This window comes from Pseudopontixanthobacter vadosimaris (genome assembly GCF_012979275.1).
Taxonomy (GTDB): domain Bacteria; phylum Pseudomonadota; class Alphaproteobacteria; order Sphingomonadales; family Sphingomonadaceae; genus Pseudopontixanthobacter; species Pseudopontixanthobacter vadosimaris.
Genome location: NZ_JABASZ010000014.1, coordinates 179,830 through 198,892, shown reverse-complemented (window position 1 = coordinate 198,892; position 19,063 = coordinate 179,830). Strand labels below are relative to the sequence as shown.

The window sequence follows — 19,063 nt, the reverse complement described above, 5'->3', positions numbered from 1 at the left end:
CCTACGGGCAAGTCGCATGAGTGAGAAAGCGAAGAACACATCCCGGCTGGACGACAGCGTCGAGCCGGGCGTCTGGCGATACGAACGCGCGGAAAAGGCCAGCGTCATCATCGATGCTGCGGATTATTTTTCGTTGATGCAGGACGTGATGCTGAAGACGCGGCAGCGTATTCTTCTGATCGGCTGGGATTTCGATACCCGCATCCATCTGGCGCAGGGGCGTCGCTGGTGGCAGAAGGGCTTTCAGCGCAAACATCCTTCCCGGCTCGGCAGTTTCGTCCTCTGGCTCGCGCGGCATAATAAAGATCTCGAAATCCGGATTCTGAAATGGAGTGTCGGCGTCTTTCAGCTGTTCTCCCGCGGATCCATGACGATGGATCTGATGCGCTGGTTTCCCAATCGCCAGATCGACTTCAAATTCGATACCGCGCATCCGGTCGGATGCAGCCATCACCAGAAGCTGGTCATCCTTGACGACCGGCTGGCGGTTTGCGGCGGCATCGACATGACCACGCACCGTTGGGACACGCGGGCGCATATCGAGAACGACACGCGACGCAAGCGGCCGCGTGGGGCGCTGTACGGTCCATGGCATGACGCAACCATGATGCTGGAAGGCCCCGCCGCCTCCGCCCTGTCGGAACTTGGCCGCGATCGCTGGATCAGGGCGGGCGGGAAGCCGCTGCAAGCGATCGAGAATGGGGGAGCGTCGCTCTGGCCGGACAGTCTGGAAGTCAGTTTTCAGGATGTGGAAATCGGCATCGCGCGCACACGGGCGAAGCACCGCGATTGGGAACAGGTCGCCGAGATCAGCGAGTTGTTCGTGCGGCATATCAAGCGCGCGAAAAAGTTCATTTATGCGGAAAGCCAGTATTTCGCCTCACGGGTTGTGGCCGAAGCGATCATGGCGAGGCTGGAAGAAGACGATCCGCCCGAAATCGTTATCGTGCATCCGCAAAATGCCGATGGCTGGCTGGAACAGCAGGCGATGGACCATGCCCGCGCGAAGTTGGTGCAGGGTTTGCACGAGGTTGACCACAGGAAGCGGTTTTCCTTGTGGATGCCTTTCACCGGTGCAACGCCGATCTATGTCCATGCCAAGATCATGATCGTCGATGACGAGATCCTGCGAATCGGATCGGCCAATCTCAACAACCGTTCGCTTGGCCTCGACAGCGAATGCGACGTGTTCATCGACTGCCAGCGACCGGGCAATGAGAAGCACTGCGCTGCAGTGCGCGGATTGCGGCTTTCGCTGCTGGCGGAACATCTGGGTGTCGGCGAGGACGAGATCGGCCCGATGCTGGACGATCACGGTTCCATGGCGGCGACCATCAGGGCGGTGGGCACGGCACGGGCGCGTTCCCTGCGCCCCTATGAAATGCCCGACCTGAACGAGCTGGAGGAGAGGCTTGCCGAATCGGGCCTGCTCGACCCGGAACGCCCTGAAGACATGTTCGAACCCTATGCAAACGGGGGGCTGATCCGCGAAGGGAGTCGCCTGGAACGCGCCCGGAAGAAAATTTCACGGAGGAAGAAATGAGCAGCCTTGTCGGACCCGATGAAGACCGGGAGGCAGGCAAGCCTCCGGTGCCCGAAGACGTGCAGGACGCTGTCCGCAAATTGATCGCCTGGGCAGGCGACGATCCGTCACGCGAAGGACTGCTCGACACCCCCAAGCGAGTGGCGCGGGCCTGGAAGGAATATTGCCTCGGCTATGGCGAGGATCCATCCATCCACCTGTCCCGGGTTTTCGAGGAGGTGGGCGGTTACGACGAGATCGTCCTCCTGAAGGATATCCCGTTCCAGTCGCATTGCGAACATCACATGGCGCCAATCATCGGCAAGGCTGCCATCGCCTATCTGCCGCGTGATCGCGTGGTCGGAATTTCCAAACTTGCCCGCGTGCTGCATGGTTATGCGCGCCGGTTGCAGATACAGGAGCGGCTCACCGCCGAGGTCGCAGGCTGTATCGACGACCATCTGAAGCCGCGCGGCGTTGCGGTGGTGATCGAAGCGAGTCATGCCTGCATGACCGCGCGCGGTGTACGCACGCCGGGTGTCACGATGGTGACCAGCCAGGTCATGGGCGTATTTCGGGAGGACGACCGCAGCCGCAAGGAAGTGCTCAGCCTCATGGGGTACTGATCGGCCGAGGCTTCGGGAGAATCAGGCTGTCGCAGTATCCAGGCCGTCCGGCGAAGAAGGCGCGACTTCACGAAACTTTCCGATGCGATGTCCACTGTATGGTTACAACTAACATCATACAGGAAAACGATAGAACATGGCGATCAAGGACGATATCTCCACCACGAACGGTCTCATCAAAACCACTCTCGACAGCATGAAGGGCTATCGCGAAGCGTCCGAGGACAGCAAGACGGCCAACGCCGCTTTCTTCTGCGAAATGGCCGATCAGCGCAGCGCCGTCGCAACGCGGCTGCAGTCGCATGTGGCATCGCTCGGCGGCGATCCGCAGGACGACAGCAGCGCCTCTGCCGCCGCCCATCGCGGGTTCATGAACCTGAAACAGGCGATCATGGGCACGGAGGAAAAGGCGGTGGTCGAGGAAGTCGAGCGGGGCGAAGACTTCATCAAGGCAAAATATGAAGATGCCTTGAAGGACAGTGATTTGTCGCCCGCGACCCGCAGCGTGATTGAAGAAGCCTATACTTCGATCAAGGCCGGTCATGACAAGGTCAGTGCCATGAAGCACGCCATGGGCTGAATCGCTGGGCCGAACGATGAAGGGGTGCCGTCTGGAAGCAGGCGGCACCCCTCTCGCATCCAGGGCCGTCTTGCTTGGCCCTGCGGTAACCTACCGGATCAAAGCTGGCCCAGCAGGTGGTCGGCCGAACTGACCGAGAAGTCGCCGGGCTGTTCGACGTTCAGCTGGGTAACCTTGCCGTCATCGACCACCATCGAGAAACGCTGGCCACGCTTGCCCATGCCGAAGCCGCTGCCATCCATCGTCAGGCCCAGCTTCTCGGCGAATTCGCCATTGCCGTCGGCGAGCATGGTAATGTCCGAGGCACCATTGTCCTTTGCCCAGGCCGCCATGACGAAAGCGTCGTTCACCGCGGTGCAGGCGATCTCGTCGATGCCCTTGGCCTTCAGTTCATCCGCCTTCTCGACGAAGCCGGGCAGATGCTTGGCCGAACAGGTCGGCGTATAAGCGCCGGGAACGGAAAAGATCGCGACCTTCTTGCCCGCGAAAAAATCTTTTGCCTCGATCTTGTCCGGTCCGTCTGCCGTCGCCTTGACCAGGGTTGCCTGCGGGATAGTGTCGCCTACGGAAATCGTCATGCAATTCGCTCCTTCTTCAGATGTCGGTGGGGTTGCAGATAGGGACGGACGGAAGCCGGACAAGCCGCGCCGGGCAAATCCCTCCGGCGCAGTTTGCCAATGAATGCAGGAGTGGTAAGGGCGCTGCAACAACACGGCCGACGCAAGCGCGGCCTGCCTCGAGCCATTCTTCATTTTCAAACGACAGGAGCCGGTTTTGGCTGACACTAACGACTATATTATCAAGGATATCAGCCTCGCCAGTTACGGGCGTGCGGAAATCGCGATCGCCGAAACCGAAATGCCGGGGCTGATGTCGCTTCGCGAGGAATATGGCGAAAGCCAGCCGCTGAAGGGTGCCCGCATCACTGGCAGCCTTCACATGACCATCCAGACCGCCGTTCTGATCCAGACCTTGACCGCCCTTGGGGCCGATGTGCGCTGGGCCACCTGCAACATCTTTTCGACGCAGGATCACGCTGCGGCCGCCATCGCCGACAGCGGCGTGCCGGTGTTCGCCGTGAAAGGCGAATCGCTTGCCGAATATTGGGACTATGTCGGCCGCATCTTCGACTGGTCGAGCGATGACGATGCCGACCTCACCGCGAACATCATCCTCGACGATGGCGGCGATGCCACCATGTTCGCCCTGTGGGGTGCGCGGCTCGAAGCGGGCGAGGAAATGCCCGAACCGCAGAATGCCGAAGAGATCGAAATGCAGCGCGCGCTGAAGGCCTATATCAAGGCCAAGCCAGGTTATCTGACCAGATCGGTCGAGAATATCGTCGGCGTTTCGGAAGAAACCACGACGGGCGTGCACCGGCTCTATGCGCTGGCGAAGAACGGCAAACTGCCATTCCCCGCCATCAATGTGAACGACAGCGTCACCAAGTCGAAATTCGACAATCTGTATGGCTGCCGCGAATCGTTGGTGGATGCCATCCGCCGTGCAACCGACGTCATGCTGTCGGGCAAGGTTGCCTGCGTCGCCGGTTTCGGCGATGTCGGCAAGGGCAGCGCCGACAGCCTTCGCAACGGCGGCGCGCGCGTCATGGTCACCGAAATCGATCCGATCTGCGCGTTGCAGGCGGCGATGGAGGGCTACGAGGTCGTGACGATGGAAGACGCGGTGGGCCGCGCCGACATCTTCGTGACGACGACCGGCAATGAAGATGTCATCACGGCCGAGCACATGAAGGCGATGAAGCCGATGAGCATCGTCTGCAACATCGGTCACTTCGATTCCGAGATCCAGATCTCGGCGCTCGACAATTACGAATGGACAGAGCTGAAGCCCGGCACCGATCTCGTCAAATTTCCCGATGGCAAGGAAATCATCATCCTGGCCAAGGGCCGCCTGGTGAACCTCGCCTGCGCGACAGGTCACCCCAGCTTCGTGATGAGCTGTTCCTTCACCAACCAGGTGCTGGCGCAGATCGAACTCTACAAGAATGGCGATGCCTACAAGAACGACGTCTATGTCCTGCCAAAGCATCTGGACGAGAAGGTGGCCGCGCTGCATCTCGACAAGCTGGGCGTGAAGCTGACGAAGCTGAGCCAGGAACAGGCGGATTACATCGGAGTGCCGGTGGAAGGCCCCTACAAGCCCGAGCATTACCGCTACTGAGGGGGCGTAGCGGTCCTGCTGCCCGCGCCGCCTGACCTGAACGGATCCGCCGATGATCCTGAACGAATGATCGGCGGCCCCTGTTCATATTGGCGGGGGATTTGCCGGTCACCTGTCGCGCCCGCGCCATTGCATCTGGGCCGCGGGCGTCATAGCGGATGGTTGCATGGAACTGACCCCTACCGCGCTGGCGTTCATCGGCCTGCTCATGGCAGCATGGACGGCTGCTGCGGCATGGATGATGATCGCATCGGCGACCCGTGCCCGCAAGGCCGAGACGAGCCGCAAGGCCGCCCGGCGGCTGACCCGGCTCATCGATGAAGCGCCCGCCATTCCGCTGCTGATCCGGGCCGACGGCAGGATCGAGGCACCCGACCGGCTGGCGCGCTGGCTGGGGCTGGCCGATGTGCCGCGCTATCTGTCGGACCTCGACGGCGGCGCGGCGGCGGGCAAGCGCGGCGGCGGTTTGTCGGTTCCGCAACTGGAGGAGCTGACGCGCAACGTCCGCAAGACGCAGAAGACCGCTGCGCCGTTCCGCATGGCCCTGACGCTGCCCGCGTCGAACCGCAGTCTGGCCCTGCGCGGGTCTTTGGCGGATGCACAGGTGTGGCCGGGCGGCGCGGCGATGGTGTGGATCTTCGATTTCAGTGAAAGCGAGAGCGAATTGACGCGGCTGCGTACGGAAGCGGTGCAGGCGCGGCAGGATTTTATCGCTCTGTCCGGTTTGATCGAGGCAGCCCCCATGCCGATGTGGTTTCGGTCTTCCGACTGCCGGCTGAAACTCGTCAATGCCGCTTACGTCAAGGCAGTCGGCGCTGCCTCGGTGGCCGAGGTCATCGCGAGCCAGATCGAATTGATCGAAACCACCGATGGCCGCACCGCCGCACAACACGCGCAGCAAGCGGCGGAGCAGGGCGCTCTGCTGGAACGGGTGGTCGCGACGACCATAGATGGCGAGCGTCGGACCCTGAAGGTAAGCGACCTTCCGCTTGGGGCTGAAGGGGTTGCCGGATACGCCATCGACATGGAGGAACTGGAGGAACAGAAACGCGCCTTCCGCGCCCTGCGAGAAGCGCAGCGGCAGATGCTGGATCAATTGTCGGTCGGTGTCGCCCAGTTTGATGGACAGCGCCGCATCATCTCGGCCAATCAGCCCTTTCGCCGCATCTTTGCCATTGCGACCGGGGCGGTCGCCGGCGGCAAGACATTCGAACGGTTACTTACCGATGCGCGCGAACAGGGCCGCACGCCTGAAGTGCGCGACTTCCCGGCATGGCGCGCCGAACATGCCGAATGGTTTGCCGCCGGCGAAACGCAGGAAGAGGCGTGGCCGCTGCCCGGCGGAACGCATCTGCGAATTGTCGCCCAGCCCATGCCGGATGGCGGGCTGGTGCTGATCGCCGAAGACCGGACGGAGCAGCTGTCCCTGGCCGCAACGCGCGACACCCTGCTGCGGACGCGAACCGCTACTCTGGACAGCCTGTTCGAATCGCTGGCCGTATTCGCACCCGATGGCAGGGTGCAGATCTGGAACCGCAGCTTCGCTCGCAGCTGGGGCCTACCGGCAGATTTCCTCGACAGCCACCCTTCGGCCGAGGATATTCTCGACGCGATCACTCCGCGCCTCGACGATGCGGGCAATGTGCAGGCCATCGGCCGGACCATTCGTGCGGCCACGCTGGACCGCAAGGGTACCGGGGGGCGTGTCGCCCTGACCGATGGCCGGGTCCTGGAATATGCGGGCGTTCCCTTGCCCGATGGCAACGGCCTGCTGACCGTCCTCGACATAACCGATGCCCAGATGGCGGAAAATGCCCTGCGCGAGAGGAACCAGGCGCTGGAACAGGCCGACCAGGTGAAGACACGTTTTCTCGCCAACATGTCCTATGAATTCCGCACGCCGCTGACCTCCATCGGCGGCTTTGCCGAATTGCTGCAGGCGGGTGTGGCCGGCGAACTGTCGGAGCAGGGGCGCGATTATGTGGATGCCATCGTGAAATCCGTCGGCCGCCTGACGGAGCAGGTGGAGAATGTTCTCGACCTGTCGCAAAGCGAAGCGGGCCTGATGCCGATCTCCAAGGAACAGGTCCGGGTTCTGCCCTTCGTGACCGATATCGTGCGGCAGAGGGCCGATGTGATCGAGGCTGGCGGATTGACGCTGGATCTGCGGGGCGGGGCCGGGGCCAAAATCGAGGCCGATGCACGTCAGCTCGGCAAAGCCATCGGCCATCTCCTCGACAATGCGATTGCCGCGACGGAAGAGGGGGGCAAGATCCTGGTCGATCTGTCGCGCAGGAACGGGACGTGCCGCATCGTCATTTCGGACAATGGCGCGGGCATGACGAAGAGCGAGTTGGCGCGGGCAATGGACGGCCTGCGAACGGCGCCGGACGGCACGCTGGAACGCCGGCAGGGTCTCGGCATACCGCTCGCCCGTCAGTTGGTGGAGGCGCATGGCGGCACCCTCGACATCGTCTCCGCCAAGGGCGAGGGCACTTCGGCGACGATTACGCTACCATGAACCGTAAACTCCCCGATCTTTTCGCCATGCGACTGTATGGCCAGCGGATTGCCCGCAAGCTGCGGGCGGGCGATGTCGTCGCGCTGACCGGCGGCCTCGGAGCCGGCAAGACGACGCTGGCCCGCGAAATCATCGCGGCGCTGGGCCATGAAGGCGAAGTGCCTTCGCCCACCTTCACCATAATCGAATGCTACGACACGCAGCCGCCCGTGGTGCATGCAGATTTCTATCGGTTGGACGACCCTGCCGAGGTGGAGGAGCTGGGGCTGGACGATTACCGGCAGGGCGCAGTGCTGATCGCCGAATGGCCGGACCGGGCCGGCGGGTTCGAGGGCGAACCTGGCTGCCTTTCCATTCACCTCGAAATTGCGGATGAGGGACGGATTGCGATTGCCCGCGCAGGCCCTGATTGGCTAACCCGCCTGCCATGAGTGACCTACCCGACGGACTCGACCTTTTCCTTGCTGCAAATGGCTGGGCGGATGCCGCGATCCTCCCGCTTGCCGGCGATGCCAGTTTCCGGCGTTATTTCCGTCTGACACGCGGCAGCGATAGCGCGATGCTCATGCATGCCCCGCCGCCGCATGAAGACGCAGCGCCCTTTTTGCATGTCGCACACTATCTAACCGGAGAGGGGCTGCATGCCCCTGAAATCCTGGCGCAGGATGCCGCTGCTGGCTGGGTGCTGATCGAGGATTTCGGCGATGTCCGCATGCGCGAGGCGCTGGAGGCCGACCCTTCGCGTGAGCAGGCGATCTACGCCGAGGCGATCGACACGCTCGTTACCCTGCACCGGAAACCCGCCGGATGGTTCGGCACCTATGACCTGGCGGTGTACCGGCGCGAGGTCGATCTGTTCGTCGACTGGTACTGCCCGCTGCTGGCTCTGGAAACCGATCGGCCCGGCTGGGACGCCGCATGGCAGGAGGTGCTGGAGCCTCTGCTCGACCGCCAGCAGCCGGGTGTGACCGTGCTGCGTGATTATCATGCGGAAAACATCATGCTGCCACCCGGCGGCGGGCAGGGGCTGATCGATTTCCAGGACGCTCTGGTCGGGCATCCGGCCTATGATCTCGTCTCGCTTCTGCAGGATGCCCGTCGCGATGTCTCTCCGGCGCTCGAACGGGAAATGCTGGATCGATACCAGGCAGCGGCCGATCCGCACCCGGAATTCAGCGCCGATTACGCGCGGCTGGGCGCGCAGCGGAATGCGAAGATCATCGGCATCTTCGCGCGCCTGTGGAAGCGCGACGACAAGGGGCGCTACCTCGCCTATATTCCCCGTGTGTGGGAGGCGATGGAGCGCGACCTTGCTCATCCGGCACTGCAACCCGTCGCAACCTGGTTCGATGAAAACATCCCGCGCAACATACGCGATAACAGCGGCGGGGAGTTGCGGTGACGGTGAAGACCCACGGCCTTGCATCTGACACCGCGATGGTGATGGCGGCAGGGCTGGGCAGGCGGATGCGTCCTCTCACCGCCTCGCAGCCGAAGCCAATGGTGCGGGTTGCGGGCAAACCGCTGATCGACCATGCGCTGGACCGCATCGCCGAGGCGGGCATCGCCAGGGCGATCGTCAACGTGCATTATTTCGCCGACGTGCTGGAAGCTCATCTGAAAGAGCGGGCATCGCCTGAAATCCGTGTGTCGGACGAACGTGAGATGCTGCTGGAAACCGGCGGCGGCATGGTCCATGCCCTGCCGCATCTGCCCGACCCTTTCTTCTCCCTCAATTCCGACAATATCTGGCTCGACGGGCCGCGCGACGCTTTCCGCGATCTTTCCGCCTGCTGGGATGCAAGCCGAATGGATGCGCTGCTCCTGCTGGTGCCGCATCAGCGAGCCATCAATTTCAGCGGACCGGGCGATTTTCACATGGACGCGGGCGGTCAGCTGCAGCGGCGAGCGCCCGGGCGGATCGCCCCCTTCATCTTCACCGGCATACAGATCGTCTCGCACCGCCTGCTGCGCGATGCGCCGGGCGGCAAGTTCTCGACCAATGTGCTGTGGGACCGCGCGCTGGGTGAAGGGCGGCTGCATGGCGCAGCCTTCACCGGCCAGTGGTTCGAAGTCGGCACACCGGAAGCGATCCGCCCGACCGAGGATGCGCTGATCCTTGGCTGACGGTCCGTCCATCTATTCCATTGCTGCGCATCGCGGATTTGCCGATGCGTTGGTTGCGGGCCTGTTTCCGCGCTATTCCGAACCGGAGCTCGGCCTTGCCCGGCTGACCCTGCTGCTGCCCAGCGGGCGCGCGATGCGTACCATGAGCGAGGCCTTCATTCGCCTGTCCGGCAGTCAGGCGGCCACTGGGGGCGGTGCGGGCGGGGCAGGCGGGATGCTGATGCCGCGCATGGTGGTCGCGGGCGATCTCGACCTCGATGAATCGCTCGGTCCGCTGCTCGACCCGCTGGGCGGCAGTGACATACCGCCTGCGGTCGAACCGACCCGGCGCTGGCTGCGGCTCGCCAGCCTGCTGGCGGAGGAGATGGGGGCGGACGCGCCCCGCGGCAGTGCGCTGTTGCGGCTGGCGCAGGATGTCGCCGGAACGATGGACCGGCTGCTGGTGGAAGATATCGGCCCCGAAGAACTGGTACAGGACCGCGTCCTCGATCTGCTGGGCGATCTGTCCCACCATTGGCAGAACAGCCTGCGATTGTTTGCGCGGGTTCAGGCGCGCTGGCTGGCCGAACTGCAGCAGCGCGGCGAACTCGATGCCGCCGCCCGGCGCAACCGCCTGTTCGACCATGCCGCCTGCCAGTGGCGTTCGCAGCCGCCGTCCACGCCCATCATCGCGGCCGGAATAACCAGCGCGTCACCAGCCCTGGCGCGGTTGCTGAGAGTGGTCGCCGATCTGCCGGACGGTGCCGTTATCCTGCCGGATCTCGACCTGGCGATGGAGCAGGCCGTGTGGGAAGAACTGGGCACGGCAGGCGCGCCGCGGCAGCCGGGCGATGCGCCGTTTCAGCGCAGCGATGCGGTCACCCATCCGCAATATCATCTGAAGCTGCTGCTGAACCGCATGGGCATCGCGCGCGCAGAGGTTCGCCAGTGGCATCGGAAAGGAGTGGGCGCGGCTCCGCCGACGCGCAGCAGGGCGATCTCCTCGCTGTTCCTGCCCCCGGATGCGAGCCGGATCTGGATCGATCTGCCTTCCGAGGACCGCCGCCTGTCCGGTGTCCGGATCATGGAAACCGCCAATCCTGAAGAAGAGGCGCAATCGGTCGCACTGCTCGTCAGGCAGGCAATTGCAGAGCCGGAACGCCGCGTTGCCGTGGTGACGCCCGACAGGGGCCTTGCGCGCCGGATCGTCCACCATCTGCGCCGCTGGAACATCACGGCGGATGACAGCGCGGGCCGCCCGCTTTCCCAGACTGCTGCGGGCCGGCTGTTCCTGCTGCTGGCGGAAACCGCCGCGGAACAGGCCGCGCCGATCCCCTTGCTCGCGCTGCTGGAACATCCGCTCGTCCATGCCGGTATGCCGCGCGGCACCTGGCTGGCCCATGCGCGCGCTTTCGAGATGAAGATGCGCGGTCCCCGGCATGCGCCCGGTCTCGAGCCGCTGCGGGCGGTTGCACAAGAGGCGCAAGTTCTCGAATGGTGGGCGGCGATCACCGAAATCCTCGCGCCGCTGATGATCGATGCCGGGGCTACACCGCTGGCAGATCTGGTCGACAGGCTGGCTGCTGCGGCCGAGGCATTTGCCGGTGAAGCGATCTGGGCGGGCGAGGATGGGCGCGCCCTGGCATCCTTCGTGGAAGATCTGCGCCTGCATTCCGCAGATGTCGGCACGGTTCTTGAATTACGGGAATTGCCGTCCGTCCTGTCCGATGCGATGGAACAGATCGCCGTTCGCCCGCCCTATGGCGGCCATTCGCGCGTGGCGATCTACGGCCTGCTGGAATCGCGGATGAGCCGGGCCGATCTGGTCATCTGTGCAGGGCTGAACGAGGGCACCTGGCCTGCTGCCGCGAAGACGGACGCTCTGCTTGCGCCGGGCGTGCTGCGCGCCATCGGCGTTCCCGGTGCGGATTTCCGTATCGGCCTGTCTGCGCACGATCTGGCCGGGGCACTGGGCGCGCCCGAGGTCGTCCTTAGCCGAAGCGCGCGCGACCTTGGCGGCCCGGCCATACCGTCGCGGTTCCTGCTGCGGGTACAGGCGCTGCTCGGCCGGGATCTGTTGCCGCGGCACCGCGAAAACGCCATGCCGGAGCTTGCCCGCGCAATCGACGACGCACCGCCCGCGCCGCATTATCTGCGGCCATCGCCCCGGCCTTCGGCGGAACAGCGAAAACGGCGCATCAGCGTCACCGCTCTGGATCGGTTACGATCCGATCCCTATCAATTCTATGCCGGATCGATCCTCGGTCTGAAGGAACTGGATGGCCTGGATGCCGAACCCTCGGCCGCATGGCGGGGGACGGCGGCGCACGAAATCCTGGAAAACTGGCACCGCAGCGGAGAACCTATGTCCACCGTCGCCGCCAGGGTTCTGCAGCAGATGCATGCCCATCCCCTGATGCGGGCCTTGTGGGAGCCGCGGCTGATGAAGGCGCTCGAATGGGTGGAGCAGGAAATCGCCGCCATGGACGGCCGCCAGCCGGTACTGTTCGAGGCATGGGGCGCGATGATGGTGAAGGGCGTCGAGATTTTCGGCAAGGTGGACCGGATCGACAGGATGGATGACGGCGCTCTGGGCATCGTCGATTACAAAACCGGCGGGCCGCCATCCGGGCGCGAGGTCGAGGCAGGGTACGCGCTGCAACTCGGGACAATCGGCCTGATGGCGGAGCGGGGTGCTTTCGCCCCTGAAAATGGCGCTGCCCTGACCGGAGAGGCCCGAAAATTCGAATATTGGTCGCTGGCCAAAAGCCACCGCAGCGAAACCGGCTTCGGCTATATCGCAACGCCATTGAAGGAAGGCGCGAAGCGCAGCGGTATCGCGCCGGGTGAGTTCCTGCCCCAGGCAGAGGATTTCCTGCATGATGCGCTGGACCGCTGGATATTGGGCGAGGAAGGTTTCACCGCCCGCCTCAATCCCGATGCACCCTCCTACGCCACTTACGATCAGCTGATGCGGCTCGACGAATGGATGGGGCGCGAGGAATGAGCGGCGGCGGTGCAGTTCACGCCTTGCAGGGCAATCAGGCGCTGGCTGTCGATCCGCGCGACAGCGTGTGGCTGTCCGCTTCGGCGGGAACCGGCAAGACGCAGGTGCTGTCCGCCAGGGTGCTGCGCCTGCTGCTGCGCCCCGGTGGCGATCCGGGCCAGATCCTCTGCCTCACCTTCACCAAGGCTGGCGCTGCCGAGATGGCGACGCGGGTCAATTCGGTGCTGGCCAGCTGGGTACGGATGGAATCGGTCGGCCTCGCCGCCCATCTGAAGGCGATCGGCGCGCCTGTCGATGCGGACACGCAGGCACATGCCCGCACCCTGTTCGCGCAGGTGCTGGACACGCCGGGCGGCGGGCTGCGGATCGATACGATCCACGCCTTCGCGCAATGGCTGCTCGCCGCCTTTCCCGAAGAAGCGGGCCTGATGCCGGGGACGAGCGCGATGGAGGATCGTTACCGCGAAATCCTGTCTCACCAGGTGCTTGCCGATATGCTGGTCACGGCGGAGCGTGACGGCGACCGCCCGATGCTCGACGCGCTCGCCATGCTCAGCCTGCGGATGGGAGCCGACGGGGCGAAGGCATGGCTGATGCGCTGCGCCGAAGCGCGGGAGGTCTGGTTCGGCACCGGCGCGTGGACGGCACCGTTACGCGGCCGGGTGCTGCAGCTGCTGGGTCTTGGCAGCGACAGCGGGCCGGACCAGCTGGCCGCGCTCTGCGAAGACGACACCTTTGCGTGTGATGCACTGCGCCAGTGCATTGCGGCCAATCTGGCATGGGGAACGAAGACCGGGCGCGGCACTGCGGAAGCCGGGCAGAACTGGCTTGCCGCCGAACCGGCTGAGCGAGCATCGCACTGCGCCGATCTCGCCAAGGCGTTCTTCACGCAAAGCGGCGATGTGCGCAGCCTCAAATCGCTGGAGAAGCAGGACGCGCAATATGCCGCATCGGCCGAGGCGCTGAAGGCCGCGCTCGATATCGTGCAAACGCGCGCGAAGCTGATGGAGCTTGCCGACTGGCTGGCACCGGCGCTGGAAATCGGCCGCCGCTTCGCGCTCGCCTGGGACGAGGCGAAGACGCGCGAAGGGCTGATGGATTTCGACGACCAGATCCGCCGGGCCGCCGCCCTGCTGACCCGGTCCGAAATCGCCGACTGGATCCGCTACAAGCTGGACCGGCGTTTCGATCACATCCTGATCGACGAGGCGCAGGACACGAATGAAGCGCAATGGTCCATCATCCGCGCCCTGACCGAAGATTTCTTCACCGGATCAGGCCAGCGCGAAGATATCCTGCGGACGATCTTCGTGGTGGGCGATTACAAGCAGGCGATCTTCCGTTTCCAGGGCACCAGTCCGGAAAACTTCGAGACTGCAAAGCATCATTTCGCGCAGATCATGGCGGATGCGGCGCGCAATGCAGGTGGCCTGGATCAGGCGATACCTGCGCGAGAACTGGTGGACCTCGGCCTCGGCCGATCCTATCGCACGGCACAGCCGGTGCTCGATTTCGTGGATGCGGCGATCGGCGCGATCGGACACGAGCACTTCGGCCTGACCGATCCGCCCGAATTACATCGGGGTGACGAGCGGCCCGGGCTGGTCACCCTGTGGCGGCCCGTTCTGGCGCAGCCCGACGAGGATGAGCAGCACGGCGATACCGGCGGCGAGGTTGAGGGCGACGGGCTGGAAGGCTGGGTTTCCGAGCCCGAAAGACGAATGGCCGACCGCATTGCAGCGCAGGTGAAGCAGTGGATGGATCACGGTTTTCCGCTGGTGAAGGGCGGCAGGCGCAATGCGGGGCCGGGCGACGTGATGGTGCTGGTCCGCAAGCGGCGCGAACTTGCCGGACTCGTGGTTGCGCGGCTTCATGCCGCCGGTGTTCCTGTGGCGGGCGTGGACAGGCTGCGCCTCGGCGCGCCGCTGGCGGTCAAGGATCTGATGGCGGCGATTCGTTTTGCTGCCCAGCCGCTCGACGATCTGAGCCTTGCCAATCTGCTCGTCTCGCCTCTCATGGGATGGACGCAGCAGCAATTGCTTGAGCATGGCTACCGCCCGGATGAGGTGCCGCTCTGGGATCACCTGCGGCGCAGCGACGATGCGTTTGTCGCCGCGACTGCGGATTCCCTGCGAGACATATTGCGTCTTGCCGATTACGAACCGCCGCAGGCGCTTCTGCACTGGATGCTCGTCGGCCCATGGCAGGCACGGCGCAGGCTGGTGGCGCGCCTCGGGCGGGAAGCCAATGATCCGATCGATGAATTGCTGAACGCGGCGCAGAATTACACCGCCAGCCACACGGCAAGCCTTCAGGGGTTCATCCGCTGGTTCGATTCGGGCGAGGGCGAATTGAAGCGCGATGCGGCGGAAAATACCGGACTGGTCCGGGTCATGACGGTGCATGGGTCGAAGGGCTTGCAGGCACCCATTGTCATCCTTGCCGATGCGACCGGCAATCCCGACGCTTCACCGACACGCGGACTGACGTTGACGGAAGAACTGCCCGGCGGCGGCGGGCGGACGCTGCCGCTGCCGTCGCTGAAAAGCGATGAGCGGATCGGCCCCATCGCCGAGGCCGAGGCTGCCGCTGCACTGGCCGAACGGCAGGAACACTGGCGGCTGCTCTATGTCGCCATGACCCGGGCGGGGGAAGCCCTGTTCATCGGCGGCGCGCTGGGCAAGCGCGAAACGGAGCCTGCCGCAGACAGCTGGTATGCCCGGCTTTATCCCCTGGCAGACCCCGAACCTGTAGAGGACGATATCTGGGGATCGCGTCTGGAATGGGGCAAACTGGCGGAACCGGTGACTGATCTGCCCACCTCCGCTGCCATTACCTCACCTGAAATGCCGGACTGGGCCGTGCAGCCAATCGGTCCCGAACCGCGTCCCCCGCGTCCGCTGGCGCCGTCATCGGCGGGCGAGGAGGCCGGTGCCGATCCGCCCCTGCCACCGGATGTCGCAGCCTTTGCGGCGCGTCGCGGAATAGCGATCCACCGCCTGCTGGAGAGACTGCCGGAGGTGGAGCCTGCCCTGCGCGAAGATGCAGCACGGCGCTGGGTGCAGCGGCAGGCCGCCGATCTTTCGGTGGCTGAGCAGGAGGAGATCGTCTCGTCCGCCATTGCGGTGCTGGCGCATCCCGATTTTGCCGATATCTTCGCACCTTCGGCTACCGGCGGTGCTCTGGCCGAGGTTCCGCTTGCCGCGACCGTCGATGGCCAGGTGATCGCCGGGGTGGCCGACCGGCTGCTGGTGACTGCGGATGAAGTCACCGTCATCGACTTCAAGACAGCCCGGCGGCCGCCTGCTGCCATCGAAGCCATACCGGCGGCCAACATGCGCCAGATGGCCGCCTATGTCGCGGCGCTTGGCCAAATCTATCCCGGTCGCAGGATCCGCGCTGCGATTCTCTATACGCAGACGCCGCAACTGATGGTGCTGCCGGGCGCGCTGCTGGCAGGGAATGGTGCAGCTTTGCAGGATGGCAAGGATAGCTTTGCCGCCTCGCCCGTTGAATAGATGAACGACGCGCCCGACATGGGCGATAATGAACCATTCAAGGAGATTACCATGGCCACCGTCAATGTAACCGATTCCAGCTTCCAGACGGACGTACTCGATTCCGAAACGCCGGTGCTGGTGGATTTCTGGGCCGAATGGTGCGGGCCATGCAAGATGATCGGTCCGTCGCTGGAAGAGATCAGCGACGAACTCGGCGACAAGGTGAAGATCGCCAAGATGGACATCATGGAAAATACCGAGGTGCCGGGCCAGATCGGCGTTCAGTCGATCCCGCTGATGGTGCTGTTCAAGGGCGGCAAGCCGGTGGCGCAAAAGCTTGGCGCCGCGCCCAAGAGCCAGTTGAAAAGCTGGATCGAAGGCGAGCTCTAAGCTGCCGTCAGGCGTTTCCCGGCGGATAGAGGTCCGCCATCGCCTGCCACAGTTCAGGGGACGCCGCACCGATCAGGCCGCGGCGTTTCCATTCATCCACGCGGTAGGGCGAACCGTCGGGCCGGGCGACCTTGCCGCCGGCCTCGTTCAGCCACAGCGAACCGGCCGCATGGTCCCAGGCCAATGTTCTCTCGAAGATGGACACATCATTTTCGCCCAGCGCAAGCCGCGGATATTGCTCCGCCGCGCAGCGAGGAATGTCAACCAGCCGGTAATGCGGTGCGATTTCGCGCTTGATTGCGGCGCGGCGCTGCTCATCGAGAAAGACCAGCGAAATGGCGGCGACCGGCGGCACTTCGCCCGTTGTTCGCGCCATCACGCGTTCACCGCCGATGTAAGCGCCCTGGCCAAGGTGAGCGGCGCAGAACCGGCCGGTCATGCAATCGTATATCCAGCCCGATTGCGTCACGCCCGCATCGGCCAGTGCAATGAGGATTCCGAAAGGCGCCTTGCCTTTCGCAAAATTGTTCGTGCCGTCCAGCGGATCGACAATCCAGCAAGGGCCGGACAGCAGCTCCGCCACCTGCGGGTTCGCATGGACATTTTCTTCCCCCACGATAGCGATGCCGGGATTCAAACGAGCCAGCCCTTCGCACAGCAGATCTTCCGCTGAACGGTCGGCCACGGTCACCACGTCATCGGCGGCCTTGTTCTCGATCTGTGATGCGGACAGGGTGCGGTAATGCGGCATGATCGCATCTTCCGACGCGCGGCGCATCAGGGACAGGATCTCGCGGTCCAGCACGCTCACGACCGGTAATCCGCATTGATAGCGATGTAGCCATGGGTCAGGTCGCAGGTCCAGACCGTAGCCGAGCCATTGCCCAGCCCGATATCGGCTTCCACCACGATGTCTTCGCCTTTCAGATGTTCGGCAAGCGGGGCCTCATCGAAATCGACAATGCGTTCGCCATGCCGTGCCGCCGGAATGCCGCCGAAGGCGATGGACAGGCGGTCGCGGTCGGCAGGTTCGCCGGCTTTGCCAACCGCCATGACAATGCGGCCCCAATTGGCATCTTCGCCCGCGATGGCGGTCTTTACCAAGGGAGAATTGGCGATGGAAAGGGCAATGCGATGCGCGCTGTCGTCGCTCACCGCGCCGGTAACCCGCACCTCGATGAATTTGGAGGCGCCTTCGCCATCGCGCACGACCAGCTGCGCCAGTTGGCGGCAGACATCCTCCAATGCCGCTGCGAAGGCGTCCGCTCCCGGATCTTCGGCTGACTTGATGATCGCGGTTCCGGCTTGGCCGGTCGCAAAGGCCAGAACGGTGTCGCTGGTGGATGTATCGCTATCGACTGTGCTGCAGGAGAAGGTGCGCCGATTGGCAGCAGACAGCGCCTGCTGCAGAAAGTCTGCATCCACGGCGGCATTGGTGAAGATATAGCCCAGCATCGTCGCCATGTCGGGCGCGATCATGCCGCTGCCCTTGACGACACCGACCAGTTCGACTCGTTTGTCCCCGATCATCGCCGAGGCAGTCGCACCTTTTGCAAAAGTATCCGTCGTCGCGATTGTATCGGCGGCATCGCGCCACGAGCATGGATCGGCGGAGAGGACGGCGGCGACCCCGCTTTCCGCCTTGTCCAGCGGCAGGGGCACACCGATCACGCCGGTGGAAGACACGAAGACCTCGCTCGCCGTGCAACCGAGATGCGCTGCGACCTGCGCGCAAATCTGTTCGACGGCCCTGCGGCCGCGCGCTCCTGTAAAGGCGTTGGAATTGCCGGCGTTCACGATCAACGCGCGAGCACGCCCGGCCTTGACCTGTTCGCGGCCTGCTTCCACCTCTGGCGAAGGGCAGGCGCTGCGGGTGAACACACCTGCGACGCTGGTGCCTTCCGCCAGTTCGGCAAGGGTGATGTCGCAGCGTTTCCAGTCCTTGTAGCCGGCACGGGCAACGCGCAGGGTCACTCCGGCGACGGACGGCATGTCGGGGAAAGGGCGGGCGAGGGGCGAGGGTGCAAGTTCCATGACATTCCGGCGATTATGGGAGGATGGGACGTGCCGCAAGCGCATCCACCCGCGCACTTGCATTTGACCAATACCGATCTAGGGCAAAATGATGACTTCGCAGGACAAGATGTTCGTCTGTTTCGGGCTGATCGGGCTTGCTGCCTTCGCAATGGTACTGGACGCATCCAGCTATTCGTTCGGCAATGACGATTTGGCGAAATCCGACCTGTTTGAAAGTATGAAGCGGGCTGGTGTCACTATTGCCAGGCTGCAGGAACATCCAAGAGGACCCATCCCCAAGAACCGGGACGAATGGCTGGTATCGGAAGATTATCCCGCGCAGGCGTTGAATGATGAAAACGAGGGGGTGTTGAGCCTGAAAATTGGGGTCGATGCATTTGGTGAGGTCTTCGATTGCGAAGTAACGCGGTCGAGCGGTTACGTCATGTTCGACCGGCGCGCCTGCGATGCAATTTCTACGCGCGCAAGGTTCTATCCCGCACTCGATGAAGGCCAGCAGAGCGTGAAGGCGTATTACGATCAAACGGTGCGCTGGCAGATGGAGGACTGAGCCGGGCAGGATGGACAGGCCGCGATGCAGTGCCTATCTG

Annotated in this window: 15 protein-coding genes; 12 read left to right on the top strand and 3 right to left on the bottom strand. The window is 63.9% G+C overall.

The genetic code is table 11. From position 1 onward, the window contains the following. The first annotated feature begins 16 nt into the window (after positions 1 to 16). From HG250_RS03205 to HG250_RS03195, 3 genes are all read left to right on the top strand, one after another. Complete coding sequence (locus tag HG250_RS03205) at positions 17 to 1,543, top strand: phospholipase D-like domain-containing protein (protein WP_170002731.1); 1,527 nt, start codon at positions 17 to 19, stop codon at positions 1,541 to 1,543. Continuing rightward, positions 1,540 to 2,148, top strand: coding sequence for a GTP cyclohydrolase I FolE (gene folE, locus HG250_RS03200; RefSeq protein WP_170002729.1), 609 nt, complete (start codon positions 1,540 to 1,542; stop codon positions 2,146 to 2,148). Before HG250_RS03205 ends, folE begins: the two co-directional genes overlap by 4 nt. Before the next feature lie 136 nt (positions 2,149 to 2,284). Further along, on the top strand, positions 2,285 to 2,728 hold the full coding sequence (locus tag HG250_RS03195) for a PA2169 family four-helix-bundle protein (protein ID WP_170002727.1): 444 nt from the start codon (positions 2,285 to 2,287) through the stop codon (positions 2,726 to 2,728). 98 nt (positions 2,729 to 2,826) lie between these two features. On the opposite strand, the gene HG250_RS03190 is transcribed toward HG250_RS03195, so the two are convergent. Then, positions 2,827 to 3,306, bottom strand: coding sequence for a peroxiredoxin (locus tag HG250_RS03190; protein WP_170002725.1), 480 nt, complete (start codon positions 3,304 to 3,306; stop codon positions 2,827 to 2,829). A 196-nt stretch (positions 3,307 to 3,502) separates the two neighbouring features. Here HG250_RS03190 and ahcY point away from each other — a divergent pair, with 196 nt between their 5' ends. From ahcY to trxA, 8 genes are all read left to right on the top strand, one after another. After that, the gene (ahcY, locus tag HG250_RS03185; RefSeq protein WP_170002723.1) at positions 3,503 to 4,912 is read left to right on the top strand and encodes an adenosylhomocysteinase; all 1,410 of its coding nucleotides are present in this window, start codon (positions 3,503 to 3,505) and stop codon (positions 4,910 to 4,912) included. 166 nt (positions 4,913 to 5,078) lie between these two features. After that, entirely contained in the window at positions 5,079 to 7,433 is a 2,355-nt protein-coding gene (locus tag HG250_RS03180; RefSeq protein WP_170002721.1) for a PAS domain-containing sensor histidine kinase, read from the top strand. Further along, a complete protein-coding gene (tsaE, locus tag HG250_RS03175) occupies positions 7,430 to 7,864 on the top strand; it encodes a tRNA (adenosine(37)-N6)-threonylcarbamoyltransferase complex ATPase subunit type 1 TsaE (RefSeq protein WP_170002718.1) in 435 nt (144 codons plus the stop codon). The genes HG250_RS03180 and tsaE overlap by 4 nt, the downstream gene beginning before the upstream one ends. Then, complete coding sequence (locus tag HG250_RS03170; protein ID WP_170002716.1) at positions 7,861 to 8,835, top strand: aminoglycoside phosphotransferase family protein; 975 nt, start codon at positions 7,861 to 7,863, stop codon at positions 8,833 to 8,835. The genes tsaE and HG250_RS03170 overlap by 4 nt, the downstream gene beginning before the upstream one ends. Positions 8,836 to 8,870: 35 nt before the next feature. Further along, a complete protein-coding gene (locus HG250_RS03165; RefSeq protein ID WP_170003018.1) occupies positions 8,871 to 9,560 on the top strand; it encodes a nucleotidyltransferase family protein in 690 nt (229 codons plus the stop codon). Beyond that, positions 9,553 to 12,546 (top strand): double-strand break repair protein AddB, encoded by a 2,994-nt coding sequence (gene addB / locus HG250_RS03160; protein ID WP_170002714.1) that lies wholly within the window; start codon positions 9,553 to 9,555, stop codon positions 12,544 to 12,546. Before HG250_RS03165 ends, addB begins: the two co-directional genes overlap by 8 nt. Further along, positions 12,543 to 16,064, top strand: a complete 3,522-nt coding sequence (gene addA / locus HG250_RS03155; protein ID WP_170002712.1) for a double-strand break repair helicase AddA — start codon at positions 12,543 to 12,545, stop codon at positions 16,062 to 16,064. Before addB ends, addA begins: the two co-directional genes overlap by 4 nt. A 51-nt stretch (positions 16,065 to 16,115) precedes the next feature. Beyond that, positions 16,116 to 16,436, top strand: a complete 321-nt coding sequence (trxA, locus tag HG250_RS03150) for a thioredoxin (protein ID WP_170003016.1) — start codon at positions 16,116 to 16,118, stop codon at positions 16,434 to 16,436. A 7-nt stretch (positions 16,437 to 16,443) separates the two neighbouring features. Here the strand turns inward: trxA and HG250_RS03145 are convergent, their stop codons facing one another. Further along, the gene (locus tag HG250_RS03145; protein WP_170003014.1) at positions 16,444 to 17,214 is read right to left on the bottom strand and encodes an inositol monophosphatase family protein; all 771 of its coding nucleotides are present in this window, start codon (positions 17,212 to 17,214) and stop codon (positions 16,444 to 16,446) included. A 29-nt stretch (positions 17,215 to 17,243) separates the two neighbouring features. Continuing rightward, on the bottom strand, positions 17,244 to 18,470 hold the full coding sequence (argJ, locus tag HG250_RS03140; protein WP_170002710.1) for a bifunctional glutamate N-acetyltransferase/amino-acid acetyltransferase ArgJ: 1,227 nt from the start codon (positions 18,468 to 18,470) through the stop codon (positions 17,244 to 17,246). An 88-nt stretch (positions 18,471 to 18,558) separates the two neighbouring features. On the opposite strand from argJ, the gene HG250_RS03135 reads away from it, so the two are divergent. Continuing rightward, positions 18,559 to 19,023 (top strand): energy transducer TonB, encoded by a 465-nt coding sequence (locus tag HG250_RS03135; protein ID WP_170002708.1) that lies wholly within the window; start codon positions 18,559 to 18,561, stop codon positions 19,021 to 19,023. The last annotated feature ends 40 nt before the right edge of the window (positions 19,024 to 19,063 follow it).

Bases quoted from the DNA above. Each gene is read 5' to 3' on its own strand.
- HG250_RS03205 (WP_170002731.1), top strand. From the start codon at position 17: ATGAGTGAGAAAGCGAAGAACACATCCCGGCTGGACGACAGCGTCGAG.
- folE (WP_170002729.1), top strand. From the start codon at position 1,540: ATGAGCAGCCTTGTCGGACCCGATGAAGACCGGGAGGCAGGCAAGCCT.
- HG250_RS03195 (WP_170002727.1), top strand. From the start codon at position 2,285: ATGGCGATCAAGGACGATATCTCCACCACGAACGGTCTCATCAAAACC.
- HG250_RS03190 (WP_170002725.1), bottom strand. From the start codon at position 3,306: ATGACGATTTCCGTAGGCGACACTATCCCGCAGGCAACCCTGGTCAAG.
- HG250_RS03180 (WP_170002721.1), top strand. From the start codon at position 5,079: ATGGAACTGACCCCTACCGCGCTGGCGTTCATCGGCCTGCTCATGGCA.
- tsaE (WP_170002718.1), top strand. From the start codon at position 7,430: ATGAACCGTAAACTCCCCGATCTTTTCGCCATGCGACTGTATGGCCAG.
- HG250_RS03170 (WP_170002716.1), top strand. From the start codon at position 7,861: ATGAGTGACCTACCCGACGGACTCGACCTTTTCCTTGCTGCAAATGGC.
- HG250_RS03165 (WP_170003018.1), top strand. From the start codon at position 8,871: ATGGTGATGGCGGCAGGGCTGGGCAGGCGGATGCGTCCTCTCACCGCC.
- addA (WP_170002712.1), top strand. From the start codon at position 12,543: ATGAGCGGCGGCGGTGCAGTTCACGCCTTGCAGGGCAATCAGGCGCTG.
- trxA (WP_170003016.1), top strand. From the start codon at position 16,116: ATGGCCACCGTCAATGTAACCGATTCCAGCTTCCAGACGGACGTACTC.
- HG250_RS03145 (WP_170003014.1), bottom strand. From the start codon at position 17,214: ATGCGCCGCGCGTCGGAAGATGCGATCATGCCGCATTACCGCACCCTG.
- argJ (WP_170002710.1), bottom strand. From the start codon at position 18,470: ATGGAACTTGCACCCTCGCCCCTCGCCCGCCCTTTCCCCGACATGCCG.
- HG250_RS03135 (WP_170002708.1), top strand. From the start codon at position 18,559: ATGATGACTTCGCAGGACAAGATGTTCGTCTGTTTCGGGCTGATCGGG.